The 20,203-nt window shown below is 49.5% G+C and carries 12 protein-coding genes; 5 read left to right on the top strand and 7 right to left on the bottom strand.

The genetic code is table 11. The annotated features are described in order from the left end of the window. Positions 1-5: 5 nt before the first annotated feature. The 4 genes from ACN0TT_RS01765 to pepA form a co-directional block, all read right to left on the bottom strand. Positions 6-1,979: a methyl-accepting chemotaxis protein gene (locus ACN0TT_RS01765; protein WP_417760420.1), complete on the bottom strand. Its 1,974-nt coding sequence runs from the start codon at positions 1,977-1,979 to the stop codon at positions 6-8. A gap of 321 nt (positions 1,980-2,300) precedes the next feature. Next, positions 2,301-3,473: an aminotransferase class I/II-fold pyridoxal phosphate-dependent enzyme gene (locus ACN0TT_RS01760; protein ID WP_417760419.1), complete on the bottom strand. Its 1,173-nt coding sequence runs from the start codon at positions 3,471-3,473 to the stop codon at positions 2,301-2,303. Between the two features lie 309 nt (positions 3,474-3,782). Further along, on the bottom strand, positions 3,783-6,059 hold the full coding sequence (locus ACN0TT_RS01755) for a TonB-dependent receptor (RefSeq protein ID WP_417760418.1): 2,277 nt from the start codon (positions 6,057-6,059) through the stop codon (positions 3,783-3,785). Positions 6,060-6,601: 542 nt separating this feature from the next. Beyond that, positions 6,602-8,110 carry a leucyl aminopeptidase gene (gene pepA / locus ACN0TT_RS01750; RefSeq protein ID WP_417760417.1) on the bottom strand — a complete coding sequence of 503 codons (1,509 nt, stop codon included), beginning with the start codon at positions 8,108-8,110 and terminating at the stop codon, positions 6,602-6,604. Positions 8,111-8,352: 242 nt separating this feature from the next. Between pepA and lptF the strand changes: the two genes are divergently transcribed. After that, on the top strand, positions 8,353-9,465 hold the full coding sequence (gene lptF / locus ACN0TT_RS01745; protein WP_417760416.1) for an LPS export ABC transporter permease LptF: 1,113 nt from the start codon (positions 8,353-8,355) through the stop codon (positions 9,463-9,465). After that, positions 9,465-10,523 (top strand): LPS export ABC transporter permease LptG, encoded by a 1,059-nt coding sequence (gene lptG, locus ACN0TT_RS01740; protein ID WP_417760559.1) that lies wholly within the window; start codon positions 9,465-9,467, stop codon positions 10,521-10,523. The genes lptF and lptG overlap by 1 nt, the downstream gene beginning before the upstream one ends. A 136-nt stretch (positions 10,524-10,659) precedes the next feature. Here the strand turns inward: lptG and ACN0TT_RS01735 are convergent, their stop codons facing one another. The 3 genes from ACN0TT_RS01735 to ACN0TT_RS01725 form a co-directional block, all read right to left on the bottom strand. After that, positions 10,660-12,873 (bottom strand): alpha-N-acetylglucosaminidase, encoded by a 2,214-nt coding sequence (locus ACN0TT_RS01735; RefSeq protein ID WP_417760415.1) that lies wholly within the window; start codon positions 12,871-12,873, stop codon positions 10,660-10,662. 89 nt (positions 12,874-12,962) lie between these two features. Then, on the bottom strand, positions 12,963-15,623 hold the full coding sequence (locus tag ACN0TT_RS01730) for a TonB-dependent receptor (RefSeq protein WP_417760414.1): 2,661 nt from the start codon (positions 15,621-15,623) through the stop codon (positions 12,963-12,965). A gap of 293 nt (positions 15,624-15,916) precedes the next feature. Then, positions 15,917-16,957 (bottom strand): LacI family DNA-binding transcriptional regulator, encoded by a 1,041-nt coding sequence (locus ACN0TT_RS01725; protein ID WP_417760413.1) that lies wholly within the window; start codon positions 16,955-16,957, stop codon positions 15,917-15,919. 216 nt (positions 16,958-17,173) lie between these two features. Between ACN0TT_RS01725 and ACN0TT_RS01720 the strand changes: the two genes are divergently transcribed. From ACN0TT_RS01720 to nagB-II, 3 genes are all read left to right on the top strand, one after another. Next, the gene (locus tag ACN0TT_RS01720; protein ID WP_417760412.1) at positions 17,174-18,253 is read left to right on the top strand and encodes an acyltransferase family protein; all 1,080 of its coding nucleotides are present in this window, start codon (positions 17,174-17,176) and stop codon (positions 18,251-18,253) included. A gap of 67 nt (positions 18,254-18,320) precedes the next feature. Beyond that, positions 18,321-19,199, top strand: coding sequence for a BadF/BadG/BcrA/BcrD ATPase family protein (locus ACN0TT_RS01715; protein WP_417760411.1), 879 nt, complete (start codon positions 18,321-18,323; stop codon positions 19,197-19,199). Then, positions 19,199-20,203, top strand: a complete 1,005-nt coding sequence (nagB-II, locus tag ACN0TT_RS01710; protein ID WP_417760410.1) for a glucosamine-6-phosphate deaminase NagB-II — start codon at positions 19,199-19,201, stop codon at positions 20,201-20,203. The genes ACN0TT_RS01715 and nagB-II overlap by 1 nt, the downstream gene beginning before the upstream one ends.

Genomic DNA, 20,203 nt, shown 5'->3' with positions numbered 1-20,203 from the left:
TATCGTTAGGCGAGGGTAAAGCGATTCACCAAGGTTTGCTGCTCAGTTGCTAATGCCGTTTGCTGCTGTGCCGCCGTGGCGATTTGTGCCCCCATACTGGCACTGTTTACGGCAATGTCATTAATGGTGCGAATGTTCTGCGCAATCTCATTGGTGGTAGCGACTTGTTGCTCTGCTGCGGTTGCAATTTGACTACACATGTCCGTGATCTGCGCAATAGCGCTGTTGATGTCACCCAACTTGGCTTGTACCGACTCAGTTTGACTGGTACACACTTTAACGTGTTCAAAGCTGGCCTCAATCGCAGATGACACACCGTTAGCGTCGTTTTGAAAGCGTGCCACCAACATTTCGATCTGCTGGGTGGAATCTTGGGTACGCTGCGCGAGTGTGCGCACTTCATCGGCGACAACTGCAAAACCGCGGCCATGTTCACCAGCGCGAGCAGCCTCGATAGCCGCGTTTAGCGCTAACAGATTGGTTTGTTCGGCGACGACTTTAATCACATCCACAATATCATTGATCGCGGCGCTGGAATCTCGTAACTGTAGCACTGCAGTGTTGGCCCATGAGATTTGCTCATTGAGCTGTTGCATATGCTGGGTACTGCTTTGTACTTCTGCTACCCCCGCCGATGATAGGGCGGCTGCTCGGTTAGCGGCGTCGGCGGTCAAGGTGGTGCTATGGGCAACTTCGTGCGCCGTGGCATTCATCTGCTCGGTAGCGGTGGCCGCGTATTCTGTTTCGTGGCTTTGTTTGTCTAACTGCTGACTGTTCTCTTTTATGGCGGTTGTGGTTTGCTCTGCCGCAGTAACGAGCTGAGCGCTGCTCGCGGCAATATCATTAAGCATTCCACTCAACACTTGCAGCAGGGTATTAAAGCTTGCTGCGCTGCGCCCCAGTTCATCTTCTGATTGTACCGTGACTCGCAGTGATAGATCGCGGCTACGGGTGACTTGATTCATGGTTTGTGCCAGCACATTGGTTTGATTAATCAATGTCTTGCTGACGGAGAATGTGAGCCCAATGGTCACCGCTATCAGCACGATAGCGATGGTAATCATCACGATAAAACGCAGCTGTGCACGGTTACTCAATTGCTCAACACGATGGCTGATTTGGCTAGTGATGTGATCTTCTACTTGCTTGAGTTGGTCGATACGCGCGGTTGAAGCGGCAAACCATTCAGTGCTAGAGGTCGCAAACTTTCCGCTGAGATAGCGTTGGTTTGCGACTGCGCGATAGCCTTCTACCTGTTTAACCGCATTGCTGTTGTTGAGCTGAGTTAACTCAGTCAACATGGCGGGTGAGGCAAATTGGGCAAATGACGCCAGATAGGCCGTTTGCAATGTTTGTAGTCGCACAAAGCTGAAATACTGCCCAGTCTGAAACTGATCATTGCCAAACACCACGCTCAAAACGGCACGTTCAAGCCCAGCATACTCTTTGGCTTGCATAAATGTGGCGTAATTACGCAGTTCAGCCGTAAGCTCGTTAAAGGTCGACAACTTGGCAATGGTGGCACTGAGCGATAACCATTGGGTGTTGAGTTCGGTATAGAAGTTAGCGGCGTCTTTCACTGGCAGGCTTAAGCTATCAACTTTGCTGCGCAGTTGTCGTAACTGGGCAATTTGCGCTTGAATAGCGGAGATTTGGCGATACACATCAGGTTGCTTGTCGGCCAACTCAGTTAATAAGGCTTGGATCTGTGGTTGCTGCTGTTGCAGTACGGTATCGGTCTGTCGGCGTTGCTGCGCTAGCTTGTCGCCGAAGTTGTGTCCGCCTGAACCAATAAAACCCGCGGTGGTGCCGCGCTCTTTTTGCAGCTCGTGCACGATTTTTCCGCCAATAATGGATAGCTGAACCAGCGGCTTTACCTGTTCTATGACGTAGCGATTGTTGGTGACTTGTTGGAGTTGGATTGCGCTGAATATGAGGGCGCCGAACATCGGTGGAGTGACGAGCAGAAACAACTTCATTTTGAAGCTAAGATTTTGAATTATTTCCATAAAATTCAACGTGGAGGTTGCTTAGTTTTAACTAGGCATTGTCATCTGGAAGATTTATTAGTGGGATACCTATTTAGAGGTATTTGCTGGGGAATGTTAGCTAGCGCTAATAAAACAATGGGTGGTGTCACCAAATGGGTCAAATTGACCACATTAAACCCAAAAGTACATATTAAATATGTTACTAATCAGTAGGTTGGTGACAATATCTTGACGATTTAATTGTTTTTGACTCAACTAAAAAGAAAAAGAGCCGCGATGTGGCGGCTCTTAGTTAGTTTCGTTATAGGGTTACACCCAACCTTTTTTGCGGAAATCTAACAAGGTTTTTGCCACAAAGGTCATCTCTTCCGGCGTGCCTAAAGAGACGCGGCAGTATTCATCCGCTGGTGGAAACGCGCGTCCCACCAAAATACCGGCGTCTTTCATGTGCTGTTGATAATCTTTTAACGGCACATCCAGTTTTTGGAAGATAAAGTTAGTGTTAGATGGTACGTACTTGATATCGAGCTTATGGAACACTTCTAACAAAATCTTACGCGCCGTTTCGTTACTTTGACGGCTATACGCGATAAATGGCTTGTCTTCCCACGAGGCAATAGCCGCTTTGATAGCAGGGAAGTTAAGGGCGTTAGAGGCCGTTTTCTCACGCAGTTTGCCGATCATTTCTGGAGTAGCGACCACCCAACCGACACGCATCCCCGCCATGGCAAACAGTTTGGAAAACGTCTTCAGCAGGATGATATTATCCACCCCCGCTTTGAGCATGGGTCCTACGGAGCGGAAGTTAGGATCATCGGCAAACTCCGCATAGGCCTCGTCCATTAGGAACATGGTATTGGCTGGCTTACTCTTAATCCACGCTTCAACATCATCAGCTTTGCTGATAGCACCCGTCGGGTTGTTTGGGTTAACAAAGTACACAATAGATGGGCCGTTGTAGTCCGCTACTGCTTTTTTAAGGCCAGCCAGATCGATACCCCAATCCTTTTGCATCGGCACTTTGGTGATCTTGGTGATACCGTTAACTTTGGCAGTTTCTTCGGCAGCATCAAACGTTAGCGCTGGCACCACCAGTTGTACGTCCGGTGCGGCTAACGCTTCAATCGCTGCGCGAATGCCTTCAGTGGCACCCGCTGTTAACAACACATGCTCAGGAGATACGCCGTAATCGTCAGCAATCATTTTTTGCAGTTGTCCCGTCACCACAAATGGATAACGGTTACCTTCTACCACGGTAGCGCGCGCCACTTCTTGTGCTTTAGGTGACATACCCAGTGGGTTTTCGTTCCAGCAGATACGAATCGGATTGTCTGCAGTAGGGGGAGTAAAGCTTTTGCTTCCTTCGCTTGATTTAGCCACAGCAGCTGAAGAGAGTCCTGTCAGTGCTGCGCCACCAGCCAACGCTCCTGAAAATTTCAGAAACTGACGACGTTGGATATTTGGGGCGTCGCTTTTTGCCATCGGATAACTCCTTGTTGTTATAGATTCGGTAATAGATAGGCAATTGAACTACAGCAGGTTTTATGCCAAATGTTAACCCTATGAATTTCATTTGTTTGTTTAAGGTTAATATTGGGTTTTGCATAGTTTTAGGTCAATGTCTGCACCAATCTTGTCGATATTGACTGAAAAAAGTGCAACAAAACTGGTAAATAATTGATTGGAGTTTTAGTGTTGGCTGGGTTTTATTGAATTAAGTGTAATGGTTTGGCGTTACAGATAAAAAAAGCGACGTAAGGTTACGTCGCTTTTTTAACGAAGGGCGGTTACTTAGAAGTTGTAGTTAATACCAACCATTACATTACGGCCCATCAGTGGAGCATAGTCTTTTAATAACGAGGTGTGTGGGCGCGCTTCTACGTCGGTGAGGTTGTTACCTTTCACGTAGATAAACATGTCGCTGTTGTCGGCAAATAAACGATAGGTCACGGCTGCATTCACTAAAGTGTAGCCAGCGGTTTCCGTCTCATTTTCACCGGTCTTGTCTTGTTTTGAGTACGCTATCATACCAACGTCAGCATGCCATTGTTGCAGATCGAAGTTCAGCGTTGAGCCAAAACGCAGTGGTGAAATACGCGGTAAGTTACCGCCATCCACCAACTTGGCGCGGGTGTAGTCACTGAACAGATCTAACGACCAAGTATCGTTAAATGGAATGTTAGCTTGTGCTTCTACCGAGAACAGTTCCGCATCACCTTGCTGGAACTGGTACACCGGCATATCGCCTTCTTCATCACTATTGACTAGGTCTGAAGCAACTAAGCCAGTGTTGTTTTCGTAGAAGAAGTTATCAACGCGGTTGTAGGCCATGCTCAATGAGCCTGTCCACGCACCGTCAAGCTTACGCAAAGTCACGTCGATATTGTTAGCGACTTCTTTGTCTGCGCTGGCGGCATTGGTAATGATGTTGCCATCTTCCACGCGGAATGCCGAACCTAATTCAAAGCTTTGGGTCGCATCATGTGGGCCGTAGCTAAACAGCTCTTCGGCAGTAGCGGAACGTTCCGCACGGGTCAGCGATACGCTTACATTGTATGACGGATCAAAGTCCCACACCACGCCAGCAGAACCGGTGAAGTTGGTATCAGACAGCTGCTCTGGTTGATATTCCTCTTCGCCCAGCAGGGTGTCTAAGGTCATGGTTTCTGGATCGAGTTTGTAGTGCTCAATACGGCCACCTAACTCAAAGCGGAAGTCGCCCACTTTGCGCTCTTGCACAATAAAGGCCGCGAGGGTGTCGGTATTACTGTTTGGCGTAAGTTGTTCTTCACCGACCACAGAAAAGTCACGGTGAACGACGTGTAGCCCCATGGTGCCTTGCCATTCACCCCAAGGGTTGTTGTTCAAGGTCAAGCGCGCTTCAGTTTGTTTGTTATAAAAGAAGGTATCGGCATCGCCGTTTTCCTCTTCAGCGTGTTGGTAATCGGTGTAACCCGCATCAACACGTACTTTAGAGAAACCAGCAAATGGATCGAGTAATCCAGCGTGCAATTGCCATGCGGTTTTTTTCAAATCGATGGTGATGTGTGGCTCGCCTTCTTCCCCTTTGAGCGGAATACCGTAATTGGATTCGGTACGCACCCCCGACACCCCGATATACCCTTGGTCACCGGTATAACCAACACCGCCAGCATATTCATCTAATTCGAGTTGTGAGTTATCTACCTTGCCTTGGCTGTTGTCATCACTGCTGATGGCATTGCCTGGAATATCGTAAGAGTTGGTACGACGACGCGTGCCGTCGACGTGCCAGTTAAAGCCGCCGTTGCCACCATTCAGATCAGCATTCACGGTTTTACCATCGCTGGCGGAATCATAACGTGCGCCGACGCTGCCACTGAAATCGTTCACGGGTTGTTCGCTAATGCGCTTATCTACCACGTTAACGACACCACCAATCGCGCCATTCCCGTACATCAATGTGCCTGGGCCTCGTAGAATTTCAATTTGTTGTGCGGAAGCAGCTTCAGAGGTTACCGCGTGGTCGGCCGAAACGGTTGATGCATCACCAACAGATAAACCATTTTCTAATACTTGTACGCGAGGGCCGTCCATACCACGAATGATTGGACGGCTGGCGCCAGCACCAAAGTGGGTCGCTTGTACGCCGGGCAATTTGTCTAAGGTATCGCCCAAAGTAGGTTCGGTATTGAGCTTAAGTTGATCTTCGGTCAACACTGATACTGGACTGCTACTTTCCAGCGCTGAACGTCCCAAGGCTGAGGCCGTCACCACGATATTTTCAATCTTAGAACCGACGAGGGTGAAATTCTCGGTCTGCGCCGCAGTGCCACTTTGGATATCACGCTCGGCGTGCTTATAGTTGTTGTTGCTGATGTGCAGATGCAGATGGCTGTTATCGGCCACATTTAGCGAATAATTACCTTGAGCATCGGTGTTGGTTTGTGAACCACCGTCCACGGCAACCACAGTATTAGCAATACCTTTGCCTCGACTATCAGTTACTTTACCTTGCAGTTGCGCTGCGAATACAGTAGATGACACACCAGCAGATGCCAGTGCCAGAGTTAATACAGCAAGCTTCATTGTGCCTGTCCTTTTTGATAAGCATAAATTTTAAATGTGAAATTGTGGTTTTAGCTTAGGCAAGGGCAGGTGGAGCTCGGGCTTGTTGGCGACGTGTATGCGCTACCGTAGGTTGGCTGTAGACTGGTTCTGCAACAACGGAGACCAGCACTGCAGTGATAATGGGAGTAGGAACGGCAACGGGACCTGTTGCAGGCTGGCTACCAAAATTACACAGCAAACAATGGGTATGATCATGTGTCAGTGGCTGGTCAGCGACGTGCGCAATGGCGACCGACTGCCATGCAGTCAGCCAAAGCACAATAAACAGTGCTAGCCATGTTTTATTTCGCTGGATCAGATGCTGAAACAAGGTAGTTAATCAGAGTTTGCCAATGCTATATAACCACGAAAGGTACTTGATCTATATCACGTAGTCCAATGAAGAATTAGTAACAAAATCTTAAATGCAGCGAGTTGCCGGATATTTCATTAGTGGGGCTGTTGCGGATTGGGTGGGTAAAAAACGAGGCACTTGGCCTCGTTTTTACCTACCAGCGAAATTAGTCGCCTTGTTCTACACCAGAGCGGTTCAACACGAACTGAGTCAACATTGGTACTGGACGCCCAGTTGATCCTTTGTTCGCGCCACTGTTCCACGCGGTACCAGCTACATCCAAATGCGCCCAGTTGTACTTCTTAGTGAAGCGCGACAGGAAGCAAGCCGCAGTAATTGAACCAGCAGGACGACCACCAATGTTGGCCATATCGGCAAATGGGCTATCCAACTGCTCTTGGTATTCATCCCACAATGGCATGCGCCAGCAGCGGTCACCACTTTGCTCACCCGCGTTTTGCAGCTCGTGTGCCAGTGGGTTATGTGATGAGAATAAGCCACTTGCGTGTTTACCCAGCGCAATCACACAAGCCCCCGTCAGCGTGGCGGTATCAACGACCACTTCAGGGTCAAAACGTTCAACGTAGGTCAGTACGTCACACAGCACCAAACGACCTTCGGCATCGGTGTTCAGCACTTCAACGGTTTGGCCACTCATGGTGGTCAGAATGTCGCCCGGACGATAAGCATTGCCTGATGGCATGTTCTCACAGCCCGCCAAAATACCAATCACGTTAACTGGTAGCTTCATTTCACAGATGGCTTTCATGGTGCCCAATACACCCGCAGCGCCACCCATGTCGTATTTCATTTCATCCATGCCTTCGCCTGGTTTCAATGAAATACCCCCCGCGTCAAAGGTTAGCCCTTTACCTACCAATACGATAGGTTTGGCGTTAGCGTCTTTGTCGCCTTTGTATTCCATCACAGTCATCAGTGATTCATTAGCGCTGGCGCGGCCTACAGCTAAGTACGAGTGCATGCCTAGTTCGGCCATTTTCTCTTCACCAACGGTGGTCACGGTCAACACATCGCAAGTTTCAGCTAACTGTTGGGCTTGAGTCGCTAGGTACGCTGCGTTACAGATGTTTGGTGGCATGTTAGCCACATCGCGGCACAGTGCCATCCCTTCTGATACGCCTGTACCATGGGCAATAGCACGTTCACCAACGGTCAATTCACGGCGGGTTGGTACGTTAAATACCATTTTCCGCAGTGGACGACGTGGTTCACCTTTACGGGTTTTCAGGCTATCGAAGCTGTACAGCGAGGCATTGGTGGTTTCAACCGCTTGACGTACTTTCCAGTAGGTGTCGCGGCCTTTCACGTGCAGCTCCGTCAGAAAGCACACAGCTTCCATTGAACCAGTTTCGTTTAGGGTGTTGATAGTCTTGGCGATAATCTGCTTGTATTGGCGCTCGTCCAGCTCACGCTCTTTACCACAGCCAACCAATAAAACCCGTTCGCTCAGTACGTTAGGCACATGGTGTAACAGTAGCATTTGGCCCGATTTACCTTCCAAATCGCCGCGGCGTAGCAAGTTGCTGATGTAGCCTTCGCTGATTTTGTCCAGTTGTTCCGCAATACCAGACAAGCGACGTGGTTCATACACGCCGACAACGATACACGCAGAGCGTTGTTTCTCTGGACTACCGCTTTTAACGCTAAACTCCATGAGCTCTCCTAGATTCTTTTAAAGACAAATATTTTTATTTATTAGATAATGCCCGCTTGCATCCGCAAACGGCGGAATCTTCTGTTACAGTCATTGTCTGAAAAATAAGCAGGTTATTGAAATTGCCTGTTAAAAAAGGCGGCAATAACTGAAAATGACAGAAAATTGTCAAAAGTTGACAGTTTACATAAAAGATACTCTGTTACCAGCAAAAAGATAAGTTTAGAAAGCGGATCCTGCCTGTGATTGTATTCAGATACTTAATCCGAGAAGTACTTAAGTCCCAAGCGGCAGTGCTCTCCGTGCTACTGGCTATTTTTATCAGCCAACAATTCGTGCGTGTTCTCTCCGACGCTTCCGATGGCGATTTCCCAGCTTCCATTGTGATGAAGCTCATCGCGCTTAACATGCCAGAATTGGCGGGGTTAATCCTGCCGCTCAGTCTCTTTCTCGGGATTCTACTTGCGCACGGTCGTATGTATGCCGAGAATGAAATGGTTATTTTTCATAGTGTTGGAATCAGTGAGTGGTATGTTGCCCGTGTCATGTTGCTGGTGGCGGTATTTAACTGTGTGGTGGCCGCGGCGTTGTCGCTGTACGTCACGCCATGGGCGGAAGAACAGAAGAATCTCGTGCTAGAAAAGGCCAAGTCCGAAGCGGGATTAGCGGCGTTGATTCAGGGGCGTTTCCAAGCCAGTCCCAACGGCCGTGCGGTAATTTTTGTTGAGAAAATAGGCAAAAACAACGAGCTTGAGCGCGTTTTTGTGGCGCAGCAGCCAGATCCTGATGATGTCGATGGTATCGCCAATCTGGTGGTAGCGCAAGGGGGCCGCGTTACTGAAGATGATTCTGGTGGCGAGAGCCTAAAGCTTAACGACGGTGTGCGTTATCAAGGCTCATTGCATCGCAAGGATTTCCAAATTATTGAGTTTGGTGCTTATCAAACGCAGATTAAAGAGCAAGAGGTGGATGAACGTGACCGTAAGCTGTCAGCGCTGCCAACCTCTGAATTATTAGATAATGATGCGCCAGAAGCCGTAGCTGAAATGCAGTGGCGTATGGCGGTACCCGTAGCGATTCTCTTAGTGACGCTGATTGCTGTACCTTTGGCGCGCGTCAATGTTCGGCAAGGTAAATTTGCCAAACTGTTCCCGGCAATTTTGCTCTATCTCGGTTATTTCGGTTTGTTGGTCGCTGGCCGCAAAGCCCTGCAGGATGAAGTGATCCCGCTGGCGTTGGGCATGTGGTGGATCCATGGCGCTGCGTTTTTGATTGGCGTACTGTTGTTGAGTAAAGAGCGACCATTGGGGGTGCGAATGATGGGCATGTTCCGGCGGCGAGGTGCAGCGGCATGATGAAGATTTTAGATTGGTACATTGCCCGCGTATTGCTTAGCTCATCAGCCTTGTGTTTGCTGGTACTGACAGGTCTGTCTAGCATCATCAAATGGGTGGACCAACTGCGTTTAGTTGGCCGTGGTACTTACAGCATGTTTGATGCGGCCATGTATGTGGTGTATCTGATCCCGCGTGATATTGAGCTGTTTTTTCCGATGGCGGTGTTACTGGGTGCCTTGATTGGTATGGGCATGCTGGCATCGAACTCAGAACTGGTGGTGATGCAAGCTTCCGGTATGTCGCGTTTTCAAATCGCGTTATCGGCGATGAAAACCGCGGTGCCATTGATGCTGATGATCATGATACTGGGCGAGTGGGGCGCACCAGCGGCTGAGTTGAAGGCCAAAGAATTGCGGGCGACCAAGGTGTCCGGCGGTAATTTGATTAAGTCACAACGTGGCGTGTGGGCGCGTGATGGCAATATGTTTATCAATATTGGCCGTATAGAGAGTGTGGATCACTTAGGTGATGTGACGTTGTACGGTTTTGATGGAAATCTGCATCTGCAGTATGTGGTGCACGCTAAAGACGCTTATTACGATGATAATGCGTGGAATCTGCAGCAAACGCAGCGCTCGGCTATTGAGCAAGACCAAGTGGTCATTGAGCAGCATCCTACGCAGCGTTGGGAATCTACCTTAACCCCAGACAAGCTAAGCGTGGTGTCGATTAAGCCTGATGCGTTATCCATTCAAGGCTTGGTCGAGTACATCGATTATTTGGCGTCGAACAACCAAGATTCGAGCCGTTATCAACTCGCGTTCTGGCATAAGTTGATTCAGCCGTTAACGGTGGCGGTGATGATGTTGGTGGCGCTATCGTTTGTGTTTGGTCCGTTGCGATCGCAAACCATGGGCGCGCGTATTGTACTTGGGGTGATTTCAGGTTTCGTGTTCTATATTTGCAACGAAATCTTCGGCCCGTTGACTTTAGTGTATGACTTGCCAGCTTTCTTCGGCGCCATTATGCCGAGTGTGTTGTTTACCAGCGTGGCGCTGTACTACATACGTAAATGATAGCGCGCTTCAGCAGCGTGGGTTAGAGCAGATTGGCTCAACTGCCAAGGCGTTCGGTAAAGTCAGTAGCTCATAGATAGCAAAGAGAAAGCCCTGCGATATGACTACCGCAGGGCTTTTTAGTCTCTGTCGTGGGTTATTGTGCGACGAGTAGCATTAATGCTTTGGCTTGTGCTATCGGCTGCTCCGGCACTTGCTGTTCAGGAATACTTGGGTCATTAATCCAGCTTGATTCCCAATCAATCACGGCTTGTTGCGCCGCTGCGTCATCCAATGGCTGTTTACTGACTTGTGCTCCACGTAGCAATTGCAGATACAACTGCCAACGTGGCAAGTAGTAATCGGCATACATACCTTGCCATGCTTTAGAGGCGTAATCCTTCAACTTAGTGCCGCCCCATTGGGTGATTTGCAGTTTAGCGTTATGCACGTAATAGCGTTGCTCTTGTGGATTATCACCATACGCAGCAGCATCACTTAGCCAGCTGTGCAAGGTTTCTTGATGCAACCCCATCAGTTTGTCCAGCTTAGTCATTAGCAGCGCAAACTTGCTGGCAGCTGCATCGCCCGCTTTGATATCACCCGCTTGATAAGCCGCAACGGCTTGCTGCAGCAGTGCATCACTGTGTAGCGAAACAGACTGCTTCACCAAATCGACTAAGTCATATTGGAATAGCGGCACATCAGCATAATCATCAGCGAATGCCAGCCATTGGTTAATACCAGCATCCAACTGGGTTAAGTTGCCCGGATGAGCAGGAAACTCCGCTGTGGCGCTAGTTGGACGTTTCATCAGCAGGTATGCTCCGGCTGAGCCTTCCCACCAGCGTGATGTCCAGTAAGTGACTTGGTACACACCTGCCACCAAGTGAGGCCATGCAGCTAATAGTTCGGCGGTGGTCTTACCGTAGCGCGCTTGGCTATATTGCTGATACCACTGGTTAATATCGGGGTGTTGTTGCCACGGCAAATCGAACAAGAATTCATACACAATGGAGTTGCTGTGTAAGCCTTCAGGGAACACGCCGAAGCCTTGCAAATCGCCGGCATTTTGGGCGGTTGTTACTGTGTTTAGTTGGCTGACATAGTCACCAAAGTCACCATAAATCGGGTCACTACCACCATAGTTATGGATAAAGCCGAAGATCCACGGTTTACCTTTAAAACCGTCAGTACCTTGCCAGACGTGATAACGGTCGTTGCCGATATCGTGGATCATCATTTTGTCGTTGGGGATTTTACTCAAAAAGGCTGATACGGCTTTTTGATCCCAAAATTCATGGTCAGCACCGAACATCCAGCCTTGCATTACCCATGTGGCATCGGGCGCCGCTTGCTGAATCGATTGGTAGATACGTTGGCCGTAATCTGCCAACTCTTGCTCACGATGTGCTGTAGATACCGGCGGCAACATCTCATTGAAGGCGTCGGACAGGTAGTACTTATGTTTGCCATAAGCTTGGGTATAAAGCTCAATGAAACGCTTGGCCACTTTTTTAAACAGCGGATCTGCTGGATCGAGCCAGTACGTTTCATGGGCGAAGCCTGTCCACTTCGGCATTTCATAGATTTTGGCTTGCGGGAACAGGTCTTTGAACTGCTTCGGTACATAACCGCTGAACGCAGGTACTACCGGTTCCATGCCCAACTGTTGCATGCGCTCAAGAATTTGCAGTTGTAGCTGATGCTTTTTATCAATCCAGCTTTGTGGCAACGGCCCTTGATGGCCTTCAATATTGCCCATACGTTGCCATGGCGCAAACGCTGGACCTGAGAAATAGTCCGCCAGTTGTTGATTTGACACACCAAACTCGCGCCACAGTTGCTGCCATACATATTCTTGGCCTTCCATGGCAACCGGATTATTCACGCCATGCAGCGCCATCCAGTCTATCTCTTGCTGCCAACGTTGCCAGCCCCACCACGGCGTAGTGTAGCCATAGGCGCAAACGTTGAGGTAAGCACGTTTGGCAAAAGGCGAACTGACTTTAAATGGGGTGACATCGGCGTAGCTTTGCGGCAATGCGACCCGCTTGCCCTCCCAACTGACGGATAATTCACCTTGAGAGCGTAGATATTGATATGCCCCATAAGTGATGGCGTTGTTGCTGTTGCCAGTAATATTCAACACCCCATGTTGGGCGGAGACTTGATACCAGTCGTCTGCTTGGTCATCACTAATGAGTGTCATATCAACATGGGGGAGCGCCGAGCCAGTAATGCGTTGCAATACAGCTTTAGCTGCGGTTGCCTCACTGGAGACAGGGGCGGCAGCGTGGCTAGCAAAGGTCACTGACAGGCTGAACATTAAGCCCAAGGTGCTCAAAAACGGAGAAGATGTTTGCGGCATTTATACATTCCTGTCGCTGAACAAAAGGAAACAGAGACTAAGAGCAACAACGGGCCAGCTAGCGTGCAGGCCTGTTGTTGGTGACTTAGTTAGAAGCTGTACATTAGGTTCATGTAATAGCTACGACCAATTGCACTGGTGGTTTGCCACACTTTCATGGTGTCGGCGAAGTAGGCTTCCTCATTTTTACCAGTGACGTTGATTGCGCCAAAGCGGATATCAATGTTCTCGGTTGGGCTGTAGCCTAAAATCACATCCACTTGCTCACGACCATCAACGACGCGACCTTCACGGGCGAAGAACGAATCTGAGCTATCTTGGGTGTATGGACTACGATGGTTCATCGCTACGCGAGCGCTGAAGGTGTCGTTTTCCCAGTAGGCAATTACGTTCCAAGTGCGTTCCGAAGAGTTAGTCAGCACAAAATCTTCTGACTCATCGGCATCGATATATGTGAAGTTGGCGTTAATCCCAAAGCCCGCGATCGGCAGCCAAGCGTCTAACGACTGGTTCCAACCAATTTCGTAGCCTTTTAGGTCAATGCTGTTTGAGGTGTTGTAGGTGCTGGAGATTTCAAAGATGTTGCCATCGGCGTCGTAACACTCAGCGCCTGTACCCGTCAGCTCAGTACCGTTGTATTCTGATGGACAGATGTAATCGGTCACGGTGCCGTTCATGATCTCTTTCCAGAATAAGGTCATGGTCAGGCTATTACCGTTGCCGTAGTACCATTCCAAACCAAAGTCGACTTGGTTGGCGGTCATTGCTTTCATCTCTGGCTGACCCAAGTTGATATCGTAAGTACGGGTACCAAACGAGTTAGCTGATGAGCTTTCAGACGCAGCAATCTGAGTATTTGAGGTCAGAATTGGGCGAACGAGCACTTTGGCGGCGGCTAAACGTGCTAACACTTCATCGGTCATCTCTAGCACTAAGTTCATGCTTGGCAAGAAGTTGTGATAGTCATAACTGGTGGTGTAGGTGCCGATGACCTCACGGATCTCTTCGTTCTGCGGGTTTACATCGCCCGTTAAGTAGGTATCGATATCACGGTCAGTGGTTTCATAACGCATACCTAGGTTACCGCGGAATGGCATGTCGCCAATGAAGGTGTCGAAGTTGGCTTCGGCATACATCGCTAAGATGTCACGCGTCACGCTATAACTTGACTGCGCGGCAAAGAAGGTGGGGACAACGGCACCTTCGGCGGCCAACGCATCGCGGTAGGCTTGAATATCTGGCGCAATCCACGCCCCAGGAATATTCATCTCTCCGTCCAAGAAATCGCGCACCATAAAGTTGTAGTCAGTCATTGGAGGCAAATCTTCATCAGCCGCTTCACCAATAGATGCGCGGTCGGTGCGATACACGCTACGTTCAAACTGCTCTTTACGGTATTTCACCCCAAATTTAACTGAGCGCAGGAAGCCCTCATCAAACATGCGCGCTGCATCGGCTTGGAAGGCGGTTTCGTCGGCACTCATATATTGGGTCTGGCCGTTAGGATATTCGTTACGCGGCATATCCATTGGGTAGAGCGATGGATCGGTTAAGTCTTCAGACAGGGCAAAGTTAATATTGCGATTCGAGATATCTAAGGTGGCTTCAGGGATAACCGTGGCCAGAATCGCCGCTTCTTCACTGTGGGTGGCTTTACCTTTGGTGTAATGCGCTACGCCGGAGAACGTCCAGTAATCGGTATCGTATTTCGCGTCCCAAGTGAATGCTTCGCTAGTGGCATCTTTTTTCTCTAATTGACGGTTATTTTCCAAGGTGAAGTCGCGAATGGTTTCTTGGGTATATACACCGTCGGTAGGCGTACCGTGCAGCTCAATCTCATCACGGTCAAACAGGAACACTTGCTGGTTCAAATCTTGATCAGTTTTATCTTTGGCGTAGATGGCGGTCAGCTTAGTTTCAAAGTGATCGAATGGACGCCATTGAATGGCACCGTTACCTAAATAGCGGTTGGTCTCGCGGTCGATACGGCGGAAACGTGGCCGCCGTGGGAAGTAATCACCATCGTCATCGGTGAACCAACGATCCATCCAAACGTTATCTACACGGTCATCGAGTTTCTGATAACCGGCATTCAAAAACACCCCGAGGGTGTTGTCATTGAATTGGTCGATATAGGTGATGTTGCCTTTGGGGGTGACATCATCAGTCGGTGAATATTCAGAATACTGACCTTTAATTGAGGTCAATATCTTACGTTCGTTGTACGACAGCGGGTTCGTGGTGTCGATGTTGACTGTGCCAGACAAACCGCCAGTATCCATATCCGCCGTGGGGGACTTAATCACCTCAATTGACGATGCCAACTCAGATTGAATGATGTCGTAGCGAAAGCCGCTGGTGAAGTCAGCACTCGCTAATGTTTGGCCGTTCACTGTGGTTTTGGCATATTGCGCCCCTAAACCACGCACACTGATGGTTGAGCCACGGCCGTTGATGTTGGAGATCTGCACCCCCGGAATACGTTGAATCGCTTCGGCGATATTTTCAGTGGGAAACTTACCAATATCCTCTGATGTGATGACGTCAGTAACTTTAGTGTCTTCCTTTTTCATCGAAGCGGCTTTGGCCAAGCTCGCTTGATAGGTGACCGAAATACGTTCTATCTGATCATCGCCTGAAGGATTAGGGGTATCCTCCGCATGGGCAAATGGCATGAACCCCAACGCACAAACGACAGCGCTTGCGAGAATGGAGGGCTTTGGCGGAGCGAATTTTGGTGACGTTGTCATGGTGTCCTACCTGCTTTTCACTACTTGTTGATAACGATTCAACCGATGTCGAAACAGCTGAAAGTGCAATTTTTGTTTTGTTGTTAAGGTGATTTTTTCACCATTGCAAATTGACGCTAACATTGGTTGTCAACGTTGTCAAATTCATTTGTGACTAAAATGTTCACTAGTCGTTGACACTGTTAAGAGTGTTAATGATTGCTGGTTATTTGGACATTTGGGGTTTTGGGCAAGCCGAGGGTAGGCACTGTGGAGGTCACAAAATGGCACAAAAATTATGCAATACGGGGGGCTTAATTGGCCTCAGGCCGAGTCGCTGAGTCTCTAATCAGTAGCTTAGGATTGAAGCCCTTTGAGGTAGCCTTAATCTCTTTTTGTTCCTGCATCAGCGAGATAACTAGCGCGGCAGCACTGGCGGCAATATCAAAGTTTGGCTGATCCATGGTGGTCAGGTGTGGCAGGGTTTGCACTGAAAACGGGCTGTTTTCAAAGCCAACAATGGAGATATCTTCTGGAATACGCAGGTTTTGTAAGCGCGCCATAAACACTGCACCCGCGGCGATTTCATCGTTACAAGCAAAGATGGCGGTGGGGCGTTGTGGCGCTTTATCCAGTAGCGCTTGGGTCATTTTCAACCCAGACTCAAAGGTAAATTCCCCTTCAATAATCAGATTTTTATCGACACTAACACCATATTTATCATGGGCTTGCTGATATCCCTGTAAACGGCCACGGCTAGATTCGTGAGATGGATTGTAGCCGACAAAGGCGATACGGCGATGGCCCAGTTGCAGCAAATACGCGGTAATATCTTCACCGGCGGCGACGTCATCAACGTAGATCACTGGCGCTAATTCATCTGGTGGCTCACTGCCAGAGAGGATCCGTACCACTTTGGCCCCTTGATTGAGTAAGAAGGTCACCAAGGCGCGGTTCTCTGATAACGGTGGCGTTAGGATGACTCCGCCGATTTGGTTAGAGCCAATCATGGCCGCCAGCTCTTTTCCCACATCTTCCGCTTTAGAGTCCGTTGGGCGGATCACTAGCTCAAACCCCTGCTTACGGCATTCTGAAATAATGCCATTTTGCATTTGAATCACATAGTTACTGTTAGGGTTGTCGTAGACAAACGCGAGAGAAAACGGCGCTTTACGCATGGTTCTAGCAGTGTGATTGGGGCGGTAATTCAGTTTTTTAATGCACTCATTCACTTTGTCGCGCACGGCATCACTGACGCTGGCCTCGTTATTCACCACCCGTGACACCGTTTTAAACGATACACCGGCAAGCTTGGCAACATCCTTGATTGTGGGCTTCTTCGTGATTGGCGCCATAGGGTCTGTGAACCTCTGTGATTAAGACTCGGCCAGCATACGGTGATTAATACTACATCGCAATAAAATACATGGTGTTAACAACTGCTTATTGTTTATCTAGCGCTTAGTGGTCATTTATTGTTTATCTAGCGCTTAGTGGTCATTTATTGTTTGACAACGTTGACATGATAACGTTAGGTTAATAAAAAGTGCTCTAAAATAAAACAAATAACTATGACTGAATCTCCAACAAAAAAGCGCCTCGTCGCCCTCGACCTATTCCGCGGACTCACCATGATGGCCATGATTGTGGTCAACAGTCCTGACACCTATGGTGAGCTATCTCATGCCTATTGGATTGGTGTTAACTTTGCAGACCTAATTTTCCCCTTCTTTATTTTGATTGTCGGTGCCGCCGTTAGCCTTGGCTTTAAGAATGTTGCCCCGAACGCTGATATGGCGCCGATCGTGCGCAAGGTGCTCAAACGCACGTTGATCATGTTTGTGCTCGGTATGGTGGTAAACCTGTTTTATACCCACTTTGAACAAGTCCGTGTCCTCGGTGTGCTGCAGCGTATCGCCTTGGTGTACTGCGCCTGCTGTTTTCTTGCTATCTATTGCTCTACTAAACAGTTGGTCCAACTCGGTGGTGCCATTTTAGTGCTTTACTGGCTATTCATCTTACTGGTGCCAGCACCAGGGCTGGCCGCCGGACAGTTGGAGCGCGGCCACAATATCATCAATTGGTTTGATCAATTTATGCCCGGCATGTTGTGGCGGGGCGATTGGGACCCAGAAGGTTTGCTCAGCACTTTTCCTGCAATCGTCACTGGGATTATCGGCCTGTTGATGGGACGGATAGTCATGGCCTCGACGCCGCTGACTGAACGGGTAATGCAGTTATGCTTGATGGGGTTTGGTTTGTTCTGCCTCGGTTGTGTGTGGAGTTTGGCCTTCCCGATGATTAAGCAGATCTGGTCGAGCCCCTTTGTATTAGTGACTGGCGGTATGGGCGCTATGAGTCTCGCAGCACTGTTGTGGTACACCGATATTAAACAGTTTCGCTTTGCTACCTATCTGCCGCTGGTGTTTGGTGCGAACGCTATCAGTGCCTACGTGATCCACGTTGTCATTGAAAAATTACTGGATTGGCAGGTGGGAGGGCAGTCAGTGCATGACAGCTATGTCAGCTGGAGCCAAAGCATCGGCATGAGCCAGTTTTTCAGCGTGGGTATTTGGGCGGTGCTGTTCTTTGCCGTATGTGCGCTGCCAGTGTGGTGGCTCTATCGCAAACAGATATTTATCAAAATTTAATCAGCAGTTGAGCACTAAGCGTGATACAGCGGTTCATTGGATGAATGACTTAACGAAAGGGTAGTTGATGAAGCACGAATTGTACCTAGGGATTGATGGCGGCGGCAGTAAGTGTAAGGCGCGACTAGAGTTGGCCAACGGTGAGCTGCTGGGTGAGGGCATAGCTGGACCTGCCAACCCGGTGCATGACGCCGAGTTGGCATTTGACTCTATCGCCTCGGCTGGCCGCGATGCATTGGTTAACGCGGGCTTTTCAGCAAACGATTTATCGAAAGTGAACGCCGTGCTGGGCTTGGCCGGGGTCAATATCCCTAAATATTATCATTTGATTGAGGCGTGGAAGCACCCGTTCAAACAACGCTTTGTCACCACCGATCTACACGTTGCTTGCCTCGGCGCCCATGGCGGCCATGAAGGCGCAATCGTGATTACTGGTACGGGTAGCTCCGCCTTTGCCTGTGTGGCAGGCAAGCAACAGCTGCTGGGCGGGCATGGTTTTCCGTTGGGTGATAAAGCGGGTGGCGCGTGGCTAGGTTGGCGTGCCATTGGGTTAGTGCTGGATAGTTTTGATGGCCTATTGCCACAAAGCGACTTTGTTCGCGATGTTTGTAACACGCTACAGGTGGGCTCCGCTGATGACCTCGTGACCAAGGCCTTGCGGTTTTTACCGAAAGATTACGCCACCTTAGCCCCGGTTGTGATAAAGGCGGCTGCCGCACAAGATGCGCTTGCCATCGGCATTATGCAGGAGGGCGCTGACTATCTGCAGCAATTGATTGACCGCTTGCGCGAACGTCAGCCAGAGCGGATCTCCGTGATTGGCGGCCTCGCTAACCGCTGGTTGGAATGGCTGCCAGATAGCACCAAAAGTTTATTGAAGTCGCCGTTGTGTTCACCGGAATACGGGGCGGTTGCCTTAGCCAAACAGATGTTTAAGGAATCATGATGACTACAGCTCAGACTCGTATGGCGTTGGAAGCGAGCGAAACGCCCGCCGTGGTAAGACGTCAACTACAAAGTAATCAAGCGCAATATCAACGGCTGGCGCAGCAGATCCAGCAGTTTCAGCCCGAGTTTGTCTACATGATTGGCCGTGGCACCTCAGATCACGCCGGTGTATTTGCCAAGTATCTGATTGAAACTGAGCTCGGGTTGCCTGTGTGTCACGCCGCGCCATCGGTTAACAGCGTGTTTGGCAAACAGCTCAATCTAAAACGTGCCTTGGTGATTGTGATTTCTCAGTCGGGTAAAAGCCCCGACATTGTGGCGCAGACTGAAATGGCCAAGCGAGCTGGCGCGTTATGTGTGGCGTTAGTGAATGACACTGCACCGAAACTTGAAGCGCTGGTGGACTTTTTTGTGCCGCTGCACGCTGGGCCCGAGTTAGCCGTGGCCGCCACTAAGAGTTATCTGGCAAGTCTCACCGCATTGTTGAGCATTGTGGCTTACGTCAACACCGACAGTCATTTGCTTGATGCGCTGGCATTGCTGCCGCAACGGTTGGAACAGACCATTGCTCGGCCGCCGCAGTTACCCGCGCAAGAGGTGGCGGCATTAGAGCGTTGTGTGGTGCTCGGCCGCGGTTTTGGTTACGCCATTGCGCGTGAAGTGGCGCTGAAAATGAAAGAGGTATGTCGCGTGCAGGCAGAGGCCTTTAGCAGTGCCGAGTTTTTACATGGTCCGATCTCACTGCTTAATCGCGCACTAACTGTGCTGGATATCAAAATCCCTGATGCATCAGCGTCATTCCATCAACAGCAGATTGATGAGGTGAAACAGCGTGGCGCGGCTGTACTTGAGCTGGGTTGGGACATAGCGGATATTCCCCCTTTGTTGGCACCCCTATTGATCATGCAGCGATTTTACCTCGATATCGAATTGGCCGCGGCGTTTATGGGGCTTGACCCAGATAAGCCGCAAGGGCTGAAAAAAGTCACCGAAACTGTGTAG

This window comes from Shewanella sp., assembly GCF_048265805.1.
Classification (GTDB): domain Bacteria; phylum Pseudomonadota; class Gammaproteobacteria; order Enterobacterales; family Shewanellaceae; genus Shewanella.
Note: the sequence above shows the minus strand (reverse complement) of the source record. Positions and strands in the feature narration are given on the sequence as shown.